Consider the following 19,889-nt stretch of genomic DNA (forward strand, 5'->3'; position numbering starts at 1 on the left):
CAGCATCATGGCGAATGCACATCAATTGGAACTTATTCTCGTTGGCGCGCACCTAAAAATCTCAGGACTTGAGTCTGTGTTTCCCACGATGGAGTAACCAATATGCTGAAGAAAACCCTCATCGCGCTGTGTGCAACCTCCGCCCTGCTGAGCGCAGGCGCCGCGCTGGCCGACAAGCCGGGCGCCGGCTGGATCCCGATTGAAAAAGCCATCGAAGTGGCCAAGACCAAGGCCGGCTATGTCGAAGTCTATGCGGCCGAAGCCGATGACAATGGCTACTGGGAAGTGAAAGGACGCAAGTCCGACGGCGTCGTGTATGAAGCCCGCATCGACGGGGCTTCGGGCAACGTACTGCGTGACCAGAAAGACTGATCGACCCTGCCGGGAGCCTGTTCAGGCTCCCGCATCCAACTCCCGGCCAGGTGGGTGATCAGGTAGGTAATGGAGTCTGCATTGGCCAGAATGGTGTCGATGCGCTTGTCGACGTTACTCATGAACACTGACCGCGCATCCTGCAGCGTCCGCGCACCGGTGGCACTCAGCACCTTGTCCTTGAGTGAATTACTCGAACTGTTTTTGCCGAAATCTTCCCACTTCTGGCTGAATTCGTCCCACGTCCTGAACAGCATCGAGGCCGGGGTGAGCGTCGATAACGCGGTTTCACGCAAGTCCGTCAGCGTGGTCTTGAGCTGCGTGGCGCCTTTGATGTTGACGTTGATCAAGTCTGGAAACGGTCGCATCGTGTCCAGGTAGGCGAGGTCTACAGTGTCGGAGGTCAGGTGAGTTATCTCGTGAATCAGGGTGGCCGCGCGTGCATGGGCGGCAATGTCGAACGGCGCGTTGAGACGGTTCTGATAGACATCCAGCCGCGGATCGAAAAAGCGGTCCATCAGGTAAATCCTGCGTTCTGTGTCGCCAGGCAGGACGAACGCGCAAGCATCCGCAGGGTTGTAACGATCGGTGCCACTGATAAAACGCATCGCGTCGGGCGCGATCAGGTTGGGGTTGACCAACTCATTGAGCACTTCGTCGATACGTCGCTCGATCCGCCCCAACTGGTTGGGGCTGAGGGTGCCGACACCGAACATTTCGCCAAAAAACAAGCCAGACCGGCTCAACGGATCGCGTGAGGGGGCGAAGTGCAGAATGTTGCGTTTGCAGGTCACGGCGTAGTACGTGGCGACATTCAATGCTTCGTTGATACAGCGCGCCTTCCAACTCGACACGGCGCTGATTGCGCGCATGCCAATCGCCTCCACATTGATGCCCTGCTGCTCGACGGTGGGCGGATAGTAGCGATCGGCGAGGCGGGACAAGACTTTGCCATAGCGCGGGGTGTGCCGGTTCAGATCGATTATCCAGTTGCCCTGGGCGTTGCGTTGTATCCAGGGGCCGCGATCCTCGGTGGCACCCAGTCGCCAGTGATCACCGGCCTTGCTCACGGCGTACACCTTGCCTGCGGCGGGCACAAAGTTGCGCTCTCCGTACCTCTCTTTGTAGGTGTGGGTCTGCCCATTCAGGTTCAGGGAGCCAAGCGCGACATCCTGGCTCTCGAACTTCTTCAAGCGCGTGCGCTCAGGGGCCGTCACTTTGTAGGTGTCCAGGGTCATCGCCTTGGGCGGGGAGGGGGCGGGCCATTGATCCAGCGACGGCGCCTGTTTGGCCGCAGGAACACCAGGCATTAGCGTGTCCAGCTCATCGCGCAGGCTGGCCAATTGGGCCACGCCAGCGATGAAAGTCTTGAGTGCACGTGTCCAGCGATGCTGTTGCAGGTCTTCGGCTGAGGCCTCGAACAACTTATAACTGCGCCATACCACCAGCGGGTAGGCGAGCTTGCCCGCCATGAACTCCAGGCCTTTGGGGATAGCCTCGCTCAGCAGGCTGCTCACCGCATCCCACTGTCGTTGCCCCGACGGCGTGAACTGGCAGGTCAGCATCCGGTTGAGCATCTCGCGGTTGTCGTCGAACAATCGATGCAGCAGATTACCGCTGACAGGCGACGCCCCCAGACGAATTTCCGAATTCGGCCGACGCAACAGATTGCGATAGGTCGTCTGATGAGCCGTTTGCATCTGGCCGATCACCCAGTCCTGCAAAACGCCGGGCGAGGTGAACTCATGCAGCAGTTCGGTTTCGTCCTTGTACTCTTTCAACACGTGCCGGGTGCTGTAGGGCGCGTACAGCACCAGGGGATCGGTTGCCTCGGCACCGATCAAGTAGCAGCCCAGCGCCGTCACCACGGAGGCGCCCTGGGTGGCGATCAGCTCCAGCGGTCGAACCAGCGCCTTGGCACCGCTGACGGCTGCACGGGCCACGGCGTCGGGCATATCGAAGGCCTGCTGAATCAGGCGCCAGGCCGCATCCGACAAGCGCTCATCGAGTTTTTGCCCGTGGGCGTACTGCAGCAGTTGCCAGGGCAACTGCCGGCAGAAGAGTTGGCGGCGCTCGCGGGTGTCGTCGGTGTTGCCGTTGAGATGGGTGGCGAGCAACGTCTGGTAGACACTTTTCAAATCGACCTGCCGCACCAGTTGCACCACGGCATTCCCGTCCAGTGTGGCGGGCAGCTCGGTTGCAGAGCGCGATGTCGGCCGGATATCCTCGGCTCGCAACTGCGGCAGGTGGCGCATGGCAAAGTCCGTCAGGGTCAGTGTGTGGCCCGGCAGCTCGATGCGTGGCGTGATCAGCACGTGCTCCGGGTCTGTCGCGTGGTCGGGAAAGCGCGCCGCAAGCAGGGTTTTCAGCGTGCTCTCGACCTTATCGCGCAGGGGCGTGATGCCGTGCAGATAGTCGCGCTCCTGCGGCGCGCTGAGGCGGTACTGTTCGAGCAGTTCGGCATGCAGGCGCTGGTCTGCCTGCGCCGCCATGCCCAGCCATACCGGCAACGCCTGCTGGTTGATCAGGGCGCGGGCAATGTTGATGGCCCGGTCCAGATTGGACGGCGGTGCGCGGCGGATCAACGCGTCCATACAGTCCTGAAAGCGTTGTGCTCCCAGCTTCATCGACAGCAGGTGGTCGATCTCGTCCAGCACGAAGCGGCTATAGGTGGACTGGCGATTATTGATCAGATGATCGTCGATACGCTGCAACTGGCCGAGAACAAAACGCTGGTGGGGCACACGCCTGGATGGCGGCAGGTGCTCGACCAACGACCAGCGTTCCCGCTCATCCTGCATGCGTCGGTCGAGGGTGTCGCGCAAGCTCTTGACTGAGGCAAACCCCTCATAGCCACGCGCGGGCGTCCAAAGTATGGCTGCACCGGAATGCTCGGTGTCGATGCCACCGCGTTCGGTCAGTACAAAGCAGCTGGTCAGTGGATCGGTGCGGGTTCCGACGCTCAGGCTCAGGCCGTAGGCGTCCGGGATAAAGCCGTTGAGGCCATGGCGTGTCAGCCGGGTCATGCTCTCGTTGTTGAGCACACTGCCCAGCAAGGCGACGTGAGTGGGGCCAAGGGTTCGTGACAGGCGTCTGAGGTGCGCTTCGCTGCTCAAACCATCGAACAGACCCTGGGCCAGATGTGCCTTGTTGTTGTCGATCAGCAGATGGGGGAGCGTGCGCAGGTCCCTGTCGACGAAGCTGCTCAGCACCTTGTCGATGACTGTATTGAAGCTGGCGACCGTCACGTTGGGTAATTTCAACACAGTGCCCGCTTCAGGCTTGCCGTAAAACCCGTGCATTGCCGACTGGGTAAGCGCGTCAGCCTGCCCGGTCAGGCGCGCGATGAAGTGAGCGACCATGCCTATTGACGTTTCAGGCACGCGCCTCTCGCGTTCTCCAGCCAGGGTGGAATAGGTATTGAGGTAGATGTCATTGGCCTTCAGGTTCGTATGCCCCTTGGCCAGTTCCGCATCCAGTGCATGAGCGACCAGATCGCGCAGCGTCAACTGCCTGCTGCGTTCCAGCGCCAGCGCATCATGCACCGCACGCATCCGTTTTAGCTGAAGCTTCGCCTTTTCCGCCAGTACCGTACTCGGTCGTCCATTGCCGCTGGTGACCGGGTGCACGCTCCAGTGTCCGCCGGCGTCGTGCTCCATAAGCCGGCTGTCAAGCATGATGCGAACGTCCAGGGCGGTATCGAGCAGGGCGCCCAGGTTGATGGCGCCGGCGCTGCGTCGATACAGGCCCAGCGCGTGCTCCAGGTTACTGAACTGTTTGGCTGCGATATCCTTGATCATGTCCTGGAAGACATCGTCGGCGACGGGCTTACCGCTGACTTGCACCTGATCCATGTCGATAAACACGCTGCGCTCATCCAGCGACAGAAAATTGAGCAGCTCATCTTCATGCCCGGCCGTCTTGAGCATGGCCTGCAGCATGTCCTTGAGTTCTTCCATGTTCTTGAGCACCTGCAACCCCCGCGATTGCGTATAGAGGTATGCGTGGGAGTTGCTGATCAGCAGGGTGCTGGCCAGTTCGACGTAATGTTGATACGGCGCATGAACCTGAACCTTTTCTATTTTCAGGGTGCTTGCATAGGCTGTGCGTGCGGCCTGGCCCGCGAGAAATACCGCGCGCAGCGTCTGGCTTTCTTCAGTGCTCACGATCAGGTCCTGGTGCTTGAACAGCAGGTCGACGCGAAACTTGTCACTGATCACCCGCGCGAAAAACTGCAGGCGTGACTGACCTTCCCGGCAGTCTTCGTTCCAGTAGGTTTGCAGCAGGCTGTGCGGCAATGTCGAGAGAATACCGCTGGTTTGCGCGACCAGACTGTTCCAGTTCTGTTGGTCTTTGGCCCGTTGCTGCGGGGTATGCTGGCGGGTGTCGTAGCCGAGATTGGCGAATATGCGGGTTTGGTCCGTTGGCCAGCCCTGTCTGCCGTAAAACTGCAGAAGCGCCTCGCGCAGGGGCATGGAGGCGCCCAGGCGATGTTCCTCATCGGTGGCGACACTGGCGAGAAAGTCCACCCGCGTGTCGCTCTGGTCAAGGCTGGGGAAGTAGCGCCGCGCCATGATGTTGAGCAGCGTGTCGAGCATCCAGCGCAGGGTGGGGAGCTTGCGCAATTGATCCAGCATCGCGACGACGTTTTTCTGTTGCGCATCGAGAATGCCCTGGCGCTGGTCCGCCATCACGGCGCCGGGGACGGCGGCGGTGCTCACCGTCAATGGATCCTTGCTTGGCAAGGCGTCACGCTCATCGATGGCCAAAAACTGCAGCAGCTCTGCACGCTGGCCGGGCTGTTTCAAGCGTTCCTTCACGCCGTCAAGCAGGTCGGCACGGCTGTCGAACAACTCCAGTCCGCCATAAGGCGTGAAGAGCACGGCTTTAGCGTCGTCAGGTGTCGGGCTCATGATGAAGGCGCCGGCCAGCACTATGGCGGGCTGGTCGCTGAGATTGACCAGCAGCCGTTCCACTTTCATCGGGTAGCCGCGTGCTTCCTTGTTCTGGCGCCCCGCGTCCGTGGCGTAATACAGGGTCAGCAACCAATCAAGGTCCTTGACTGAAAATCCCAGAGTACGCTCGCGCTCTGAGGGGGTCTTGCGACTGACGGGGAGTTGAAACTCATCGAAAAAGTAAGGCGGGTTCACGTGGGCCATTGCGTGCGTTCCATCTGCGGGGCTGTCATCAGTCCCTACCGTAATGGCAGGCGCAACGCCAAGGGTGTTACATATCTGAAGCAGACATTGACAGCAGCCACGGGCCGCGTTGTTTAATCGACGGTCTGGATTCTTATTGTTTCTCCCAATTATAAAATCGGAGCTACAGATGTCTGCCCAGTCCCCGATCGTCGACCTTCCTTGCGCGTTCATCGGTTTCAACGACCTGGTGGCGTTGCTGCACGCCCTGTTCATCAAGCACGGCACGTCACCCGAGGTGGCTGCCATCCTGGCTCACAACTGTGCAAGCGCTGAGCGCGACGGCGCCCACAGCCATGGCATTTTCCGTATCCCCGGTTACCTGAGCACGCTGGCCAGCGGCTGGGTCAATGGCCTCGCGGTGCCGCTGGTGACGGATGTGGCCTCAGGCTTTGTGCGGGTAGACGCCTGCAACGGGTTTGCCCAGCCGGCCCTTGAAGCCGCGCGTACGCTGCTGCTGGACAAGGCCCGCAGCGCCGGGATCGCCTTGCTCGCGATCCATAACTCCCATCATTTCGCCGCACTTTGGCCGGATGTCGAGCCTTTTGCCGAAGAAGGCCTGGTGGCGCTGAGCGTCGTCAACAGCATGACCTGCGTGGTTCCCCACGGCGCCGACCGGCCGCTGTTCGGTACCAACCCCATCGCTTTTGCCGCACCGCGTGCCGACGGGCCGCCGATTGTGTTTGACCTTGCCACCAGCGCCATCGCCCATGGCGACGTGCAGATCGCCGCACGTAAAGGCGAGCGCTTGCCGCCGGGCATGGGGGTCGACAGCCTGGGCCAGCCTACCCAGGACCCCAGGGCGGTGCTGGAAGGTGGCGCGCTATTACCATTCGGCGGGCACAAGGGCTCCGCGTTGTCGATGATGGTCGAGCTGCTGGCGGCGGCGTTGACGGGCGGTAATTTTTCCTTCGAATTCAACTGGGCGGATCACCCCGGCGCGCGCACGCCCTGGACCGGGCAATTACTGATCGTGATCGACCCGAGTAAAACCGCCGGGCAAAGCTTCGCCGAGCGCAGTCAGGAGCTGGTGCGGCAGATGCATGCGGCAGGGTTACGGCGGTTACCGGGTGATCGACGTCATCGCGCGCGGGCGAAGTCGCTGGAGGCGGGTATCGAGATTGACGCGAAGGATCTTCAACAGTTGCGGGAACTGGCGGGAGAGTGAAAGGGGCTGCGCAGGGCGCGCAGCCCCCGGCAGTCAGTTGCGACGGCCCAGCAACAGACCGACCACCAGACCGAAGCCTGCGGAAATCGCCACCGTCTGCCACGGATGACCACCGATGTAGGTCTCGGTGGCATCCACCACTGGCTTGCTGCGCTCGCGCACGCTGGAGACCGAATCCAGTGCCTGCTTGAGTTTGATCGCGACCTGCTCACGCAGGGTTTCGCCTTCTTCGCCCACCAGGGCTGCGCTGCTTTTAAGCAGCTTGTCGGATTCTTCGATCAGCGCCGTCAGTTCACTGAACGCTTGATCCTTGATTTGTTCTTCGACGGCTTGGGCAGCGGTTTTGCGGGCCATTGGGTGACTCCTTGCAGGTGAATGTGACAGTGAACAATGGAGTGTCCGGCGTCGGCAAAAGTTGCAGTTTTTTTGCCTGCAGCCGGTTTGGAGCAAAATCCGGATCAGGATATTTCGACCCACGGTGTAAGATGGCACCTATTTGTGCAGCAGGTAATTCAACATGAGCTTCAATCTCGCCAACAAGACCCTCGCCGAACGCGCCGAGCTGGAAGATGAAAAGTCCCGTCTCTATGACCTGTGGCAAAGCAACCTGGGCAAGGCCAAGGGAGAAGCCGCGCGGTTGTTCGGTGAGCGCGCCAAGCGCAAGGGCAAATGGGCTGAATGGGTGCGTGCCGAGCTTGACGGTATGTCGCCACCGGAGTTCTCCGGCATGGTGCGCAGCGAAGTCAACAAGCTGATGGCTGCGGCTAAATAAAACACGCCGCAATCGCCTCGCGCACCATGGGCAACGGCGAGTCAAACCATGGCTCTGTGGTGAGCGGGCTTGCCCCGCGTTGGGCTGCGCAGCAGCCCTAAAACCAGGCTCAGTACAGTGTCAGGTACACCGGGTTTTCCCTTGAATGGGGGCGCTTCGCACCCCAACGCAGGGCAAGCCTGCTCGCCACAGGGGTAGGATCACTTTTCTGTTTTACCAGGTCGCCGTGTTTGGCAGATTCAGCGTGCCGCGGTCCACAAAGCGCACGGTGCCGAACAGCCCACCCGCCAGTTTGCCGCGCAGCACGTACGGCAGGTTGTTCAGGCTTTGGGTCTGGCTCAGGCCCAGGGTCTGGCGTAACACGGAAAACGCCGAAACGCTGACCGGCACGGTCAGAACCGTCTCGGAAAAACGAGGGATGTTGCCGGCTTGATCACTCACCCCGGACGCCAGCGGCCGCCCGTTTACCTCCAGGTCCAGCGCCACGCCGTTGTAGTCGATTGCCGTTTCGTTGGGATTCTGCACCCGCAGTTTCACCGCGAAGCGCACTTCCAGGTCCTGGCTTTGCAGTGGCTCGATGCCCACCACGGTGATGTTGACCGGATCGCGATGGGGAAACAGCGCGCACGCGCTCAAGGTCAACAACAGTAACGATAGAACCATGAGCTTGCGCATGTGAACCTGCTCCTATTTCGTGACGTCCGGGTCCTGCATCACCTTTAGCGTGGATGACTCCGGATCAAATTCATCGTCTTCCAGCGCTATGAACGTTTCGGGCAGGAAGATGTTCAGCAGGATTGCACAGAACGCGCCCACGGTGATCGGCGATTCGAAGATGTCGTGCAACGCCTTGGGCAGGTCGCGCAGCATTTCGGGCACGGCGGCCACGCCCAGGCCCATGCCAAGGGAAATCGCCACGATCAGCACATTGCGTCGATGCAGGCCGGCTTCGGCGAGGATCTTGATGCCGGCTACCGCCACGGTGCCGAACATGATCAGGGTGGCGCCGCCCAGCACCGGCTTGGGCATCAGTTGCAGCACCGCGCCGATCATCGGGAACAGCCCCAGCAGCACCAGCAGGCCGGCGATAAAGTACGCCACATAGCGGCTGGCCACGCCGGTCAGCTGAATCACTCCGTTGTTCTGCGCGAACGTCACCATCGGCAGGCTGTTGAAGGTGGCGGCCATGGTCGAGTTGAGCCCGTCGGCCAGCAGGCCGGATTTGATCCGCTTGATGTACAGCGGGCCCTTGACCGGCTGTTGGGAAATCATCGAATTGGCTGTCAGATCGCCTGCCGCTTCCAGCGGCGAAATCAGGAAGATCACCGCCACCGGGACAAACGCCACCCAGTCAAACGAGAAACCATATTTGAACGGCACCGGTACGCTGATCAACGGCACCTGGGGCAGGGCGCCCATGTCGACACGGCCCAGCCACCAGGCGACGACGAAGCCAAGGGTCAGGCCGATCACAATCGAGCCCAGGCGCAAAAACGCGTTGTTGAAGCGGTTGAGCACCACGATGGTCAGCAGCACCAGCGCGGCCAGCCCCATATTGCCGGCTGCGCCCAGATCACTGGCGCCAAAGCCGCCGGCCATGTCGGTGACCGCCACCTTGATCAGCGACAGCCCCATCAGGGTAATGATGGTGCCCGTCACCACCGGCGTGATCAGCTTGCGCAGCTTGCCGATGAACTGACTGAGCGCCACTTCGATAAACGCTGCAAAAAAGCACACGCCAAAGATCGTCGAGAGGATTTCATCCGTGCCACCGCCCCGGCCCTTGACCAGGAAGCCGGCGCTGAGAATCACGCTGATAAACGAAAAACTGGTGCCCTGCAGGCACAACAGCCCCGAGCCGATGGGGCCGAAGGTGCGCGCCTGCACGAAGGTGCCCAGCCCCGAGACGAACAGCGCCATGCTCACCAGGTACGGCACTTCGCTTTCCAGGCCCAGTACACCGCCGACGATCAGGGTCGGAGTGATGATGCCGACGAAGCTCGCCAGCACATGTTGCAACGCGGCAAACACCGCCGCGGTGAAGTGCGGACGGTCTTCGAGGCCGTAGATCAGCTCGGATTTATAGCGTGGGCGGGGGGCTTGAGCGTCAGACAAAATGCGGGCTCGGGTCAGAAAAGGGAGGCGCAGGATGCCAGAAAGTCCTCATCGTCTGAAGTGTAAAAAGATATTCAGGCTCCGGACTCGCCGTTCACTTCGCTGATCCTGACCCAACGTTCCTCGCGGGCCGCCGTACGAATCGCCGCCGCCAGCCGTTCCACTTCCCACGCATCGTCAAAATCGCTGCCATCCGCGCCCTGGCCCGCCAGCGCCATGATCAACTCCTGCACTTCAAGGGTCTTCAATTCGTTGTAGCCCAATTGATGTCCGGCCGCCGGGCTGAACGCGGCGTAGCCGGGCAGGTCGGGGCCGGCCAGCACCCGCTGAAAGCCCGTTTGGCCGGCGCGATATACGCGCAGTTCATTCAAGCGTTCCTGATCGAACGCCAGGGTGCCTTCGGTGCCGCTGATTTCAAAACCCAGGTGGTTTTTATAACCGTGCTTGAGCCAACTGCTGCTGACCGTACCGCGCGCACCGTTGGCGAAGCGCAGCAGCGCATGCACCTGATCATCCACTGCGATGGCCTGGAACGTGTCGCTGCCTCTGACCACCGGGCGTTGGTTGTGCACGGTGTGGGTATCGGCACACACGCTGACCACCTCACCGACCAGGTAGCGCGCCATCGACAATAAATGACTGCCCAGGTCCGCGAGGGCGCCACCGGCGTGTCCCACCTCGCAGCGCCACGACCAGGGCGAGGCCGGGTCGGCCATGAAGTCTTCGCTGAACTCGCCCTGGAAGCTGATGATCCGGCCCAGCTCGCCATTGGCGATCATCTGCCGCGCCAGCCCGATCATCGGGTTGTGCTGATAGTTGTAGCCGACCCGCGTGATCACGCCTGCCGCACGGGCAGCCAGGCGCATTGCATCGGCCTGCTCGAGGCTCACGGCCAGAGGCTTTTCGCAATACACCGCCTTGCCCGCCGCAATCGCGGCCATGGCCATGGGGTAGTGCAAATGGTTGGGTGTGGTGATGGCCACGACGTCGACTGTGGGGTCGTTGATCAATACCTGCCAGTCACCCTGGGCCCGGGCAAACCCCCAGGCTTTGGCGCAGCGCTCGGCGCGCTCGCTATCGGCGTCGGCCAGGGCGACCAGTTTAAGCAGCATCGGCAGGTCGAACACCGCCCGGGCATTGTTGAACGCCAGCGCGTGGGCGCGCCCCATGAAGCCTGTGCCGATCAAGCCGATTCCGAGTTCGCGCATCATCAAGGTCCTTGTAAAATTTATTTTCACAAAGGCTTATTAATGGAATATAAATTCTTAAAACTCAATAGATGGAATAAAAAAACTGTTTTGCATGTTACCACTTGATCATCGGCCGCTCGACTTTCGTGCGGCTCCAGCCGTTTCTGTACATGCAATCCTTGATCAGTGTTTCCCGGTCCAAGCGATTTTTGTCGGTGTACTGATACTCCGTGTCGGTCTGCGTGGTTTTATTTTTGCAGCCGTGTTCGCCGGCAGTGCAGGACTGGCTGGTGGTGCTGGCCGATGCCCTCACATTGCTGGGCGGCAGTAGCCGCAGCGCCTCGGCCTCGCAGGCAGTCTGCTGGTGCTTGCGTTGTTCGCGGGTGGCATCGGCCTTGACCCAAACCCGGTCGTAGGATGTGCAGGCGCTCAGAAACACGAAAGAAGTGATTAACAACGGCAGGGCAATGCGCATGGCGGACTCATCATCGCAAGAGTGTGGGCGGCTATCTTCTTTGCCCAGCGCAAGGTCAACCAGTAGGGTGCTTCCGCATTTGCCTGCTGAAATTTCCGATGTGTCAGCATCACCACCACTAATGGCCAGCTATTCAGCCATCGCCCAAAACCTCCAAGTTAACAAAAGATAACGTACCGCCGATTGTCAGGCGATTCCAAAGCCCGCTAGGATGGCCCGTGCTTGCTTCAGGCGCTCTAGATTGCAGGTTTCAGCGCCCGGGAAGACGAGACGACCTGACAAAAAATAATAATGGGGAGAAAGGTCTATGAGTGAGCCTGTCATGGGTTGGGTTGTTTGCCGCCCACGCGCCGCACGCAAGGTTGCGATGCTGGCCACAGCGCTCTCGCTGCTTGGCGCTGTCGCGTTGTCGACCGCCGTCCGGGCCGCCAGCGATACCACCGCGCCAGCGGTGTCTGCGATTGAATCCCCCAAGGCCGCCAAGGGCCTGATGATCGATGTGGTGCACGCCGGCAAGCGCCTGGTGGCAGTCGGTGATCGCGGGCATATCCTCTATTCCGATGATCAGGGCGACACCTGGACCCAGGCCAGGGTGCCCACGCGGCAATTGCTCACCGCTGTTTTTTTCGTCGACGACAAACGCGGCTGGGCGGTCGGCCACGATGCGCAAATCCTCGCCAGCACTGACGGCGGCGCCACCTGGGCCCAGCAATTTCAGGACCTCAAACGCGAAGCGCCGTTGCTCGACATCTGGTTCAACGATGCCAGCCACGGTCTGGCCGTGGGCGCCTACGGTGCGCTGATCGAAACCACCGACGGCGGCAACACCTGGAACGACGTCAGCGACCGCCTCGACAACGAAGACCAGTTCCACCTCAATGCGATCGCCGCCATCAAGGACGCCGGCCTGTTCATCGTCGGCGAGCAGGGCAGCATGTTCCGCTCCAGCGATAACGGCCAGACCTGGGAAAAACTCGAAGGCCCTTATGAAGGCTCACTGTTCGGCGTAATCGGCACGGCGCAAGCGCAGACGCTGTTGGTTTACGGCCTGCGCGGCAACCTGTACCGCTCCAGCGATTTTGGCAGCACCTGGGAGCAGGTCGAACTGAACGCGGCGCGCGGCGCACTGGAGTTTGGTTTATCCGGCGCCACCTTGTTGGAGGATGGCTCCATCGTAGTCGTCGGCAATGGTGGCAGCGTGGTGGTCAGCCACGACGACGGGCTGACGTTCAGCGTGTTCAACCGCCCGGACCGTATCTCGCTCTCGGCCGTCACGGCGGCGGGCAACGGCAATCTGATTCTGGTCGGACAGGGCGGCGTGCGGGTTGCCACGCCGGCCGGCGCCGAACCGACAAAACAATAATAAGGGCGGGAAAGCATGAGCAGTCATCACAACGATAAAGCGACCTTCCTTGAACGCCTGATCTTCAACAACCGCCCGGCAGTCATCGTGATCTGCCTGCTGGTGAGCATCTTCCTGTTCTGGCAGGCGACCTTGATCCGGCCGTCCACCAGCTTCGAAAAAATGATCCCGCTCAAGCACCCGTTCATCGAAAAGATGATGGAACACCGCAACGACCTGGCCAACCTGGGCAATACCGTGCGCATCTCGGTGGAGGCCAGGGACGGTGACATCTTCACCAGGGACTACATGGAGACCCTGCGCCAGATCAACGACGAGGTGTTCTACATCTCCGGCGTCGACCGCTCGGGCCTCAAGTCGCTGTGGAGCCCCAGCGTGCGCTGGACCGAGGTTACCGAAGAGGGCTTTGCCGGCGGTGAAGTGATTCCGCAGAGCTACAACGGCTCGCCGGTCAGCCTCGATCAACTGCGCAACAACGTGCTCAAGTCCGGCCAGGTCGGACGCCTGGTGGCCAACGATTTCAAGTCGAGCATCGTTGATATCCCGCTGCTGGAGTCCTACCCGGACCCGCAGGACCAGGGCAAATTGCTCGCCCTGGACTACCAGAAGTTTTCCCATGAACTGGAAGACAAGATCCGCGACAAGTTCGAAGCGCAGAACCCCAACGTCAAGATCCACATCGTCGGCTTTGCCAAAAAGGTCGGCGACCTGATCGACGGACTGGTGATGGTGGTGCTGTTCTTCGGCGTTGCGTTCGTCATCACCCTGGTTCTATTGCTGTGGTTCACCAATTGCGTGCGCAGCACCATTGCGGTGTTGAGTACCACCCTGGTTGCGGTGGTGTGGCAACTGGGCCTGATGCACTTTTTCGGCTTCGGGCTGGACCCCTATTCGATGCTGGTGCCGTTCCTGATCTTCGCCATCGGCATTTCCCACGGCGTACAGAAAATCAACGGCATCGCCCTGCAGTCCAGCGAGGCCGACAACGCGCTGACTGCCGCGCGGCGTACCTTCCGCCAATTATTCCTGCCGGGCATGATCGCAATCCTCGCCGATGCGGTGGGCTTCATTACCCTGCTGATCATCGACATCGGCGTGATCCGCGAACTGGCCATCGGCGCCTCCATCGGCGTGGCGGTGATCGTGTTCACCAACCTGATCCTGCTGCCTGTGGCGATTTCCTACGCGGGCATCAGCAAGCGTGCTATCGCCAGGAGCAAGAAAGACGCGAACCGCGAGCACCCGTTCTGGCGCCTGCTGTCCAGGTTCGCCAGCGCCAAAGTCGCACCGGTCTCGATCCTGTTGGCGCTGGTCGCCTTTGGCGGCGGCCTCTGGTACAGCCAGAACCTCAAGATCGGCGATCTGGACCAGGGCGCACCGGAGCTGCGCCCGGACTCGCGCTATAACAAGGACAACAACTTCATCATCAGCAACTACTCCACCAGCTCCGACGTGCTGGTGGTAATGGTCAAGACCAGGGCCGAAGGCTGCTCGCGCTACGAAGCCATGGCGCCCATCGACCAACTGATGTGGAAGATGCAGAACACCGAGGGCGTGCAATCGGCGATCTCGCTGGTGACCGTGTCCAAGCAGATGATCAAGGGCATGAACGAGGGCAACCTGAAGTGGGAAACCCTGTCGCGCAACCCCGACGTGCTGAACAACTCCATCGCTCGCGCCGATGGGCTGTACAACAACAATTGCTCGCTGGCGCCGGTGCTGGTGTTCCTCAACGACCACAAGGCCGAGACCCTCGACCGCGCGGTGCACGCGGTGCAGGACTTCGCCAAAGAGAACAACAAGGATGGCCTGGAATTCATCCTCGCTGCCGGTAACGCCGGGATCGAAGCGGCCACCAACGAGGTCATCAAGGAGTCGGAGCTGACCATTCTGATTCTGGTGTACCTGTGCGTGGCTACCATGTGCATGATCACCTTCCGCTCCTGGGCTGCGACGCTGTGCATCGTGTTGCCGCTGGTGCTGACATCGGTGCTGGGCAACGCGCTGATGGCGTTCATGGGCATTGGCGTCAAGGTTGCGACCCTGCCGGTGGTGGCACTGGGCGTGGGGATTGGCGTGGACTACGGCATCTACATCTATAGCCGCCTGGAAAGCTTTCTGCGCGCCGGTCTGCCGCTGCAGGAGGCCTATTACCAGACACTGAAGTCCACCGGTAAGGCCGTGTTGTTCACCGGCCTGTGCCTGGCGATCGGTGTGTGCACCTGGATCTTCTCGGCAATCAAGTTCCAGGCCGACATGGGCCTGATGCTCACCTTCATGCTGCTGTGGAACATGTTCGGCGCGCTGTGGCTGTTGCCGGCGCTGGCGCGGTTCCTGATCAAACCCGAGAAGCTGGCGGGCAAGAAGGGCAATTCGCTGTTTGCCCACTGAGCCCTGGAAACGCACACACTCCAACTGTGGGAGGGCGCACGCCGCCTCCCACAGCTACGTTCATGCTGAGTAGAAAAACAGTTTCCTCGCCATCTCGGGCGAAACCCTGCTGCGCCAGATACGTACCACGGCCTGGTTATCTTTGGCTTGTTGCAGCTGCGCCTTGAGCCCCACGTAACGCTGATCGGCACGTTTCAAATGCGCGGCGACGTAGGCAAGGTCGGCGTCGGTCTTTTTGGCGTAGTGAAAGTGGGCATACCACAGCACTTTATTGGAGGCTTTTTCGCGGATGGCATATTCGCTGAGAAAGTCCTGAGCGCTGGTAACTTTGCGGGCTTCGATCAGCTGAATATCCAGTTGATTGTCGCGCCACAAGGTAAACACCTTGTCAGGTGTTGGTGATTGGCGTTTGTAGCCATCGTTGCGATAGCGCCGCCCGGCATTGCGCAGATCGAGGGCTTCGGCGCGAAAGCCTTCAATGGCGGCAGTGATCGGTTCGGTAACCGGACGCACGCGTTCCAGCTCCGCGATGATCGCCCCCAGTTCGTCCGCCAGTTGCTCCAGTAGCGTGAACCATTCCTGCGGGTTCTTCTCTTCACGTAACACCGGGTCACTCAACTGGCTCTTTTCACGCTCGATCAAGCGCTCGCGGTTCAGACGTTCCTGTCGGAGTCGCTTGCCGGCCTTGATCGCCGCACTGGCCGAGCGCGTGGCAGAGGGACGTGCAGCGGGCGGCGCCCTGACCACTTCGACGTAGACGCCTTCCCTGGGGTGTTCATGAAACGTGCTGCGCACGGCCCCGGTTTGAGGGTCGTGGAGGTCAATGATCGCTTCGCTCGCCGTACTCGATTGTGCACGCACATCACCGACCAGCGTGCCATGGTCGCGTGCCTTGAACACGCGCTTGCTGGCGGGCTTGCTCTTGAGTGGCAGCGCCTTGGGCACCGACACCCGGGTTTGTTCGAGGGCATGAATGACCGTGGCCAGGTCTTCTTCGGCGATGCTGCGCGCCTGTGCAAGACACTCCAGAAATTGCTCTGGATAAGGCCTTCGCAGCGCATCCGACCCCAGTTCGTGCAACGAGCGCATGGCGTAGGCCTGGCTTTCATAGTGCGCAATGACGTTTTCATAGACCGAAACTTGTTCCTGCAGGGTAAAACCGCGCACGATGCGCATCTGCAAGTGGGCGATCAGCGCCGAATAAAACGGCGTGCCATTAAGGTGCTGGAGGAAAAACCACTCGCTCTGATCGGGGGCCGGGCAGCTGCGGTCAAGGGCCAACTCCACGTACGTGCTCAACAGCTTGATCCTGTAGTTTGCGGCGTAGAACAGCTCCGGCACTCTGATCCCGGCATGCAGCTTGTCGCTCTGCGCACTGCCTGCCGGTGAGAGTCGGGCCATTTCATCCCACAAGGTTTCTATGCGCTGCGTGCACTCGATCAGCGCCTGGCTGTACGCTTGCTCACGTTTCTTCTGCCCGATAAACGCCTCGTAAGCGCTGGTCTGCTCGCGAGCCAGGTCGTCGAGCGAGCGCGAGGTGAGTGCATCTATGTGTTCACCTTGAGCGGTAATCGCCACATCTCTGAGATGCTCGTGCAGCAAGTCGCGTAGCGAGAAATGTATGCGGGACAGCGCATTCATCGCGCTCAACTGCTGTTCTTCATACAGCGGTGCGCGGTCCACCGCACGAATCTGATTGAAACTGTCGAGCAGTTGACGTTGCAGAGGCAGCAAGGCGTTCACGTTACGCTGCATGACGGCCAGCGCCACCTCAAAAGCGACCTGTGTTGCCCGGGTTTTTTCTTGCCATAACCGGTGCAACTGCAACTCGCGTGTTGTCGGGGAGGCGGACCTCTGTAGCGTGTTCCAGGCATTAATCAGTTCAGTGCGGTCTGCCTCAAACTTGGCGCGGGCTTGTTGGGTCTTGTTGAACGCTTGATCGTGGACGCTGGTGAGTTGGTTCAGTTGGGCGCCGATCTCGGCCGTGCGGGCAATCAGCGGCGCCGTTCTGTCCTCCAACGCCTGCCGATAGGCAGCAATTCGCTTTTTCGGACCGCCGCCTTCCAGCCGGAGTCCGCGATCCAGCGTCCAGTGTCCATTGCCGTCGGTGCGCAATTTGATCCCGGGATGATCAGGCTTTTGCGGATGCACGATAAAGACATCACCGAAACCGGCCACGATTTCCACCTGAAACAGCAGGCCTGCAACCGAGGCATGCCATTTGCCTGAGAGCTTGAACAAGCCTTTGAAGGCGCCGGTGTCCACGCGCGCAAGGGGCTGTTTTGGCCACTCGACACGCACGGTTTTGAGCCTCTCAAGCAGGCGCGCCGCAGAGGCGTCTCTTGCCACTGATTTGTCGAAGGCCAGTAAGGTGTGGCCGCCTCCCGGTGGTTCGGATGGCAGTGCTATGGTGCCTTGATCCAGTGGCCCCACGCTGATGAGTGGCTGAGTCGATGCGCGGCGGATCGGGTCCAGTGCCAACGCGTAGCGGGGCACCTCGCGTGCTTTTGCGACGTCGCCAGCTGTGCCTGCATGCAACAGCACCAAGGCGATATTGAGTAAAAGATCGACCACGGCCTGCTCTCGAGTAACGGGATCTGCGCTCTCGAGCCCGGGAATGTCGTGTGCCAGGCTGCTGGTCAACGACACCATCCAGCCCGCCAGCAACACCGGTACGCTCAACGGCAGCGCCAACAGGGCGTTGAACAGGAGCCAGCCGCCTTCCAGCATAATCGCCCAGCGACTTTCAGCGTTGGATACCGATTCGCGGTCAGCCAGGTCGACCAGCGCCCGCACGTGGCGGCCAAAAAGGTTCTGCATCAGCTCACCGCCCTGCAGTGATTGAATGAGTTCCTCATCCGACGCGTCAGCGGCAAGCGTTGCTGGCTTGGGTTTATCGGGTACGCCAAACGGGTCGAGGGGGGAAAAATGCACGATATGCGGTTCACTCAATCCGCCGTGTTCGTAGACCGATCGCGCACGGTCCGGTAACCAGGCCAATACACTTTCCTGCAGTTCACCGAGGGCAACGATCGCCGCCAACATGGTCGCGCGATCCGGGAATTGCTCCAGAGGCTGCCTGTACATAGGCCTGTATAGAAGGTGTGGCCCATTGCTGTTGCCGGCGCGCTCAATGATGAACATGTCTTCGACCTGATCGGGGTCGGCACCGGGTTTTCTGCGCAAGGCCAACGGCCGTATCACGATGCTGTCCTCGCCGACGATCTGCTCCACCGCACTGGTCTGTACCAGCGCCGCGATGAACCGGTAACCCGTCATCGTAAAGCCAAGCTCGCCCTTGACTGCCAGTTCAAGCGCCGTCAGCGGCAGCATCACCCTCAATTCGTTGCCAAAGAGCTGTTGGCGCTCGGTGGCATCGGCAGAGCCCCTCAACAATCGATTTTTGAGCGCTTGCGGGTAGAGCCTGCCCGATGTCCACACGGCGTATCAGATCCAGCAGATAATCGGGCGTCGTCCACGCCTGGATCAGTTGCCCGCCGGTGTGCCGAATGGTCATTTCGCCCTTGGGTTTACCGGACAAATTGCGCAGGGCCAGCTCGGTCAGGCTCATCGTCTGACGCTCGATGTATCCACCGCTCAAGGTGCCGACGGGCACTGCAAAAGTCAGCTCCAGCTCATCAGGTTGATAGCCCGGTGCCTGGGGCTGATCCAGCAGCATTTGTTGGTGCAACTGCCTGGCGGCATACACCCGCAGGGTGTCGATGCCATGGGACCACAATTTGCCCTGGCTGGCCTGGCGGACCCTGGCAAGTTCCAGGCTGTGCCTGCCATAAGCCAGTTGCGCGGCGGGCATGGCGCCGCTCAACCAGCATGGCAAAGCCGTTTGCAAGCGCCGCATGACGGGGATTTCGGCTCCTGGCACGTCACTGAACCAGGCCGCCGGATCGGTAACACGGGAGAACAGGGTTTGAAGTTCGGCTTTGCTGGTGTGCGACGGCAGCTGGATGGCGGCCAGGTCTTCCAGTTGTTGATTCAACAGCAGTGCGGCCTGCGTATCGAAAAAATGGCCGGAAGGCTCGTAGCGCTTGAGCTTGATAGCGTGCGCATCGAACTGCAGGCTCAGCTCGCGTTGCCAGGCCTGGACGAAGGCTTCCATCGAGGCATAGGCAACCACGGCGCCCGACAATCGGCAATGCAGCACCTGCTGATCCAGGGTCACCAGCAAATCAGGCGACAGCAACGTGGTTGACAGTGTGCCCCTTGACACGCGCGATTCGAGGATATGCACGCGCACCTGGCTGACCGCCTCAAGGCTCAGGCGATCAGGATGGTTCACCACCTGTGTCAGCGTCTCGGCCACCTTCGCATCGACAGAGGCCTGGCGTATGGCGGCAACATGCAAGGCCTCGGCAAGGCGGTCGCCCAGCCATTGCCAGCGGCTGGTGCCGGCGCTGCTGTCGGCATCCCAGTAGGTGGCCAGCGCCTCCTGAAAGGCGATGTAGAGAATGCCCGGAATCTGCCGGATCACGCTGTCGAGCATCGTCATGCGCGGCCAGGTCGCCTCGTCCGAATCTGCGGCCCGGGCGAAGCCGACCTTGCGCTTGGTGACGTCCACCAGATGGGGCAAGCGGTCGTCAACGCGGCTTTGCACATCCGGCGGCTTGCCGTCAGCCAGGTAATCAAGCACTGCTTCCACCAGGTGGCTCACGTCATAGCCGCCGAGCCTGTTCGGGAAGGCGACATACAGCGCTTGGGCCGGGGTATCGAGCGGGGCGGTTTTTTCGGCGATCAGTTGATCCAGCAGTTGCGCGATCACCGAGCGCAGGGTGGGGCGCGTGCCAAACTGCAGGTGCACCGCCTGGCGCAGCGGCTGCGCCGTCGCGG

13 protein-coding genes are annotated in these 19,889 nt (G+C 60.8%); 5 read left to right on the top strand and 8 right to left on the bottom strand.

What is annotated here, in order from left to right; all coding sequences use genetic code 11:
• Positions 1-102 precede the first annotated feature (102 nt).
• Positions 103-372 (top strand): PepSY domain-containing protein, encoded by a 270-nt coding sequence (locus VRB54_RS10925; RefSeq protein ID WP_003236351.1) that lies wholly within the window; start codon positions 103-105, stop codon positions 370-372.
• Here the strand turns inward: VRB54_RS10925 and VRB54_RS10930 are convergent.
• Complete coding sequence (locus VRB54_RS10930; protein WP_338480828.1) at positions 276-5,531, bottom strand: dermonecrotic toxin domain-containing protein; 5,256 nt, start codon at positions 5,529-5,531, stop codon at positions 276-278. The genes VRB54_RS10925 and VRB54_RS10930 overlap by 97 nt on opposite strands.
• 169 nt (positions 5,532-5,700) lie before the next feature.
• Between VRB54_RS10930 and VRB54_RS10935 the strand changes: the two genes are divergently transcribed.
• Positions 5,701-6,738, top strand: coding sequence for an Ldh family oxidoreductase (locus tag VRB54_RS10935; protein WP_338480830.1), 1,038 nt, complete (start codon positions 5,701-5,703; stop codon positions 6,736-6,738).
• 33 nt (positions 6,739-6,771) lie between these two features.
• Here the strand turns inward: VRB54_RS10935 and VRB54_RS10940 are convergent, their stop codons facing one another.
• Positions 6,772-7,092: a DUF883 family protein gene (locus VRB54_RS10940; protein WP_017738628.1), complete on the bottom strand. Its 321-nt coding sequence runs from the start codon at positions 7,090-7,092 to the stop codon at positions 6,772-6,774.
• Between the two features lie 163 nt (positions 7,093-7,255).
• Between VRB54_RS10940 and VRB54_RS10945 the strand changes: the two genes are divergently transcribed.
• Positions 7,256-7,510: a hypothetical protein gene (locus VRB54_RS10945; protein ID WP_057009320.1), complete on the top strand. Its 255-nt coding sequence runs from the start codon at positions 7,256-7,258 to the stop codon at positions 7,508-7,510.
• Positions 7,511-7,723: 213 nt separating this feature from the next.
• On the opposite strand, the gene VRB54_RS10950 is transcribed toward VRB54_RS10945, so the two are convergent.
• From VRB54_RS10950 to VRB54_RS10965, 4 genes are all read right to left on the bottom strand, one after another.
• The gene (locus tag VRB54_RS10950) at positions 7,724-8,185 is read right to left on the bottom strand and encodes an LEA type 2 family protein (RefSeq protein WP_338480835.1); all 462 of its coding nucleotides are present in this window, start codon (positions 8,183-8,185) and stop codon (positions 7,724-7,726) included.
• Positions 8,186-8,197: 12 nt separating this feature from the next.
• Positions 8,198-9,625 carry a nucleobase:cation symporter-2 family protein gene (locus VRB54_RS10955; protein ID WP_338480837.1) on the bottom strand — a complete coding sequence of 476 codons (1,428 nt, stop codon included), beginning with the start codon at positions 9,623-9,625 and terminating at the stop codon, positions 8,198-8,200.
• Between the two features lie 74 nt (positions 9,626-9,699).
• Positions 9,700-10,833 (bottom strand): Gfo/Idh/MocA family oxidoreductase, encoded by a 1,134-nt coding sequence (locus tag VRB54_RS10960; protein WP_338480839.1) that lies wholly within the window; start codon positions 10,831-10,833, stop codon positions 9,700-9,702.
• A 97-nt stretch (positions 10,834-10,930) separates the two neighbouring features.
• The gene (locus VRB54_RS10965) at positions 10,931-11,290 is read right to left on the bottom strand and encodes a hypothetical protein (RefSeq protein WP_338480841.1); all 360 of its coding nucleotides are present in this window, start codon (positions 11,288-11,290) and stop codon (positions 10,931-10,933) included.
• Positions 11,291-11,612: 322 nt separating this feature from the next.
• On the opposite strand from VRB54_RS10965, the gene VRB54_RS10970 reads away from it, so the two are divergent.
• Together VRB54_RS10970 and VRB54_RS10975 are read left to right on the top strand one after the other, a co-directional pair.
• The gene (locus VRB54_RS10970) at positions 11,613-12,653 is read left to right on the top strand and encodes a WD40/YVTN/BNR-like repeat-containing protein (RefSeq protein ID WP_338481090.1); all 1,041 of its coding nucleotides are present in this window, start codon (positions 11,613-11,615) and stop codon (positions 12,651-12,653) included.
• 15 nt (positions 12,654-12,668) lie between these two features.
• On the top strand, positions 12,669-15,044 hold the full coding sequence (locus VRB54_RS10975; protein ID WP_338480843.1) for an RND family transporter: 2,376 nt from the start codon (positions 12,669-12,671) through the stop codon (positions 15,042-15,044).
• A 60-nt stretch (positions 15,045-15,104) separates the two neighbouring features.
• Here VRB54_RS10975 and VRB54_RS10980 read toward each other — a convergent pair whose 3' ends face one another.
• Both VRB54_RS10980 and VRB54_RS10985 read right to left on the bottom strand, forming a co-directional pair.
• The gene (locus VRB54_RS10980) at positions 15,105-18,377 is read right to left on the bottom strand and encodes a hypothetical protein (protein ID WP_338480845.1); all 3,273 of its coding nucleotides are present in this window, start codon (positions 18,375-18,377) and stop codon (positions 15,105-15,107) included.
• The gene (locus VRB54_RS10985; RefSeq protein WP_338480847.1) at positions 18,355-19,860 is read right to left on the bottom strand and encodes a hypothetical protein; all 1,506 of its coding nucleotides are present in this window, start codon (positions 19,858-19,860) and stop codon (positions 18,355-18,357) included. The genes VRB54_RS10980 and VRB54_RS10985 overlap by 23 nt, the downstream gene beginning before the upstream one ends.
• Positions 19,861-19,889: the final 29 nt, after the last annotated feature.

The sequence above is a fragment of the Pseudomonas trivialis genome (assembly GCF_036864995.1).
In the GTDB taxonomy this organism is placed as follows: Bacteria; Pseudomonadota; Gammaproteobacteria; order Pseudomonadales; family Pseudomonadaceae; genus Aquipseudomonas; species Aquipseudomonas trivialis.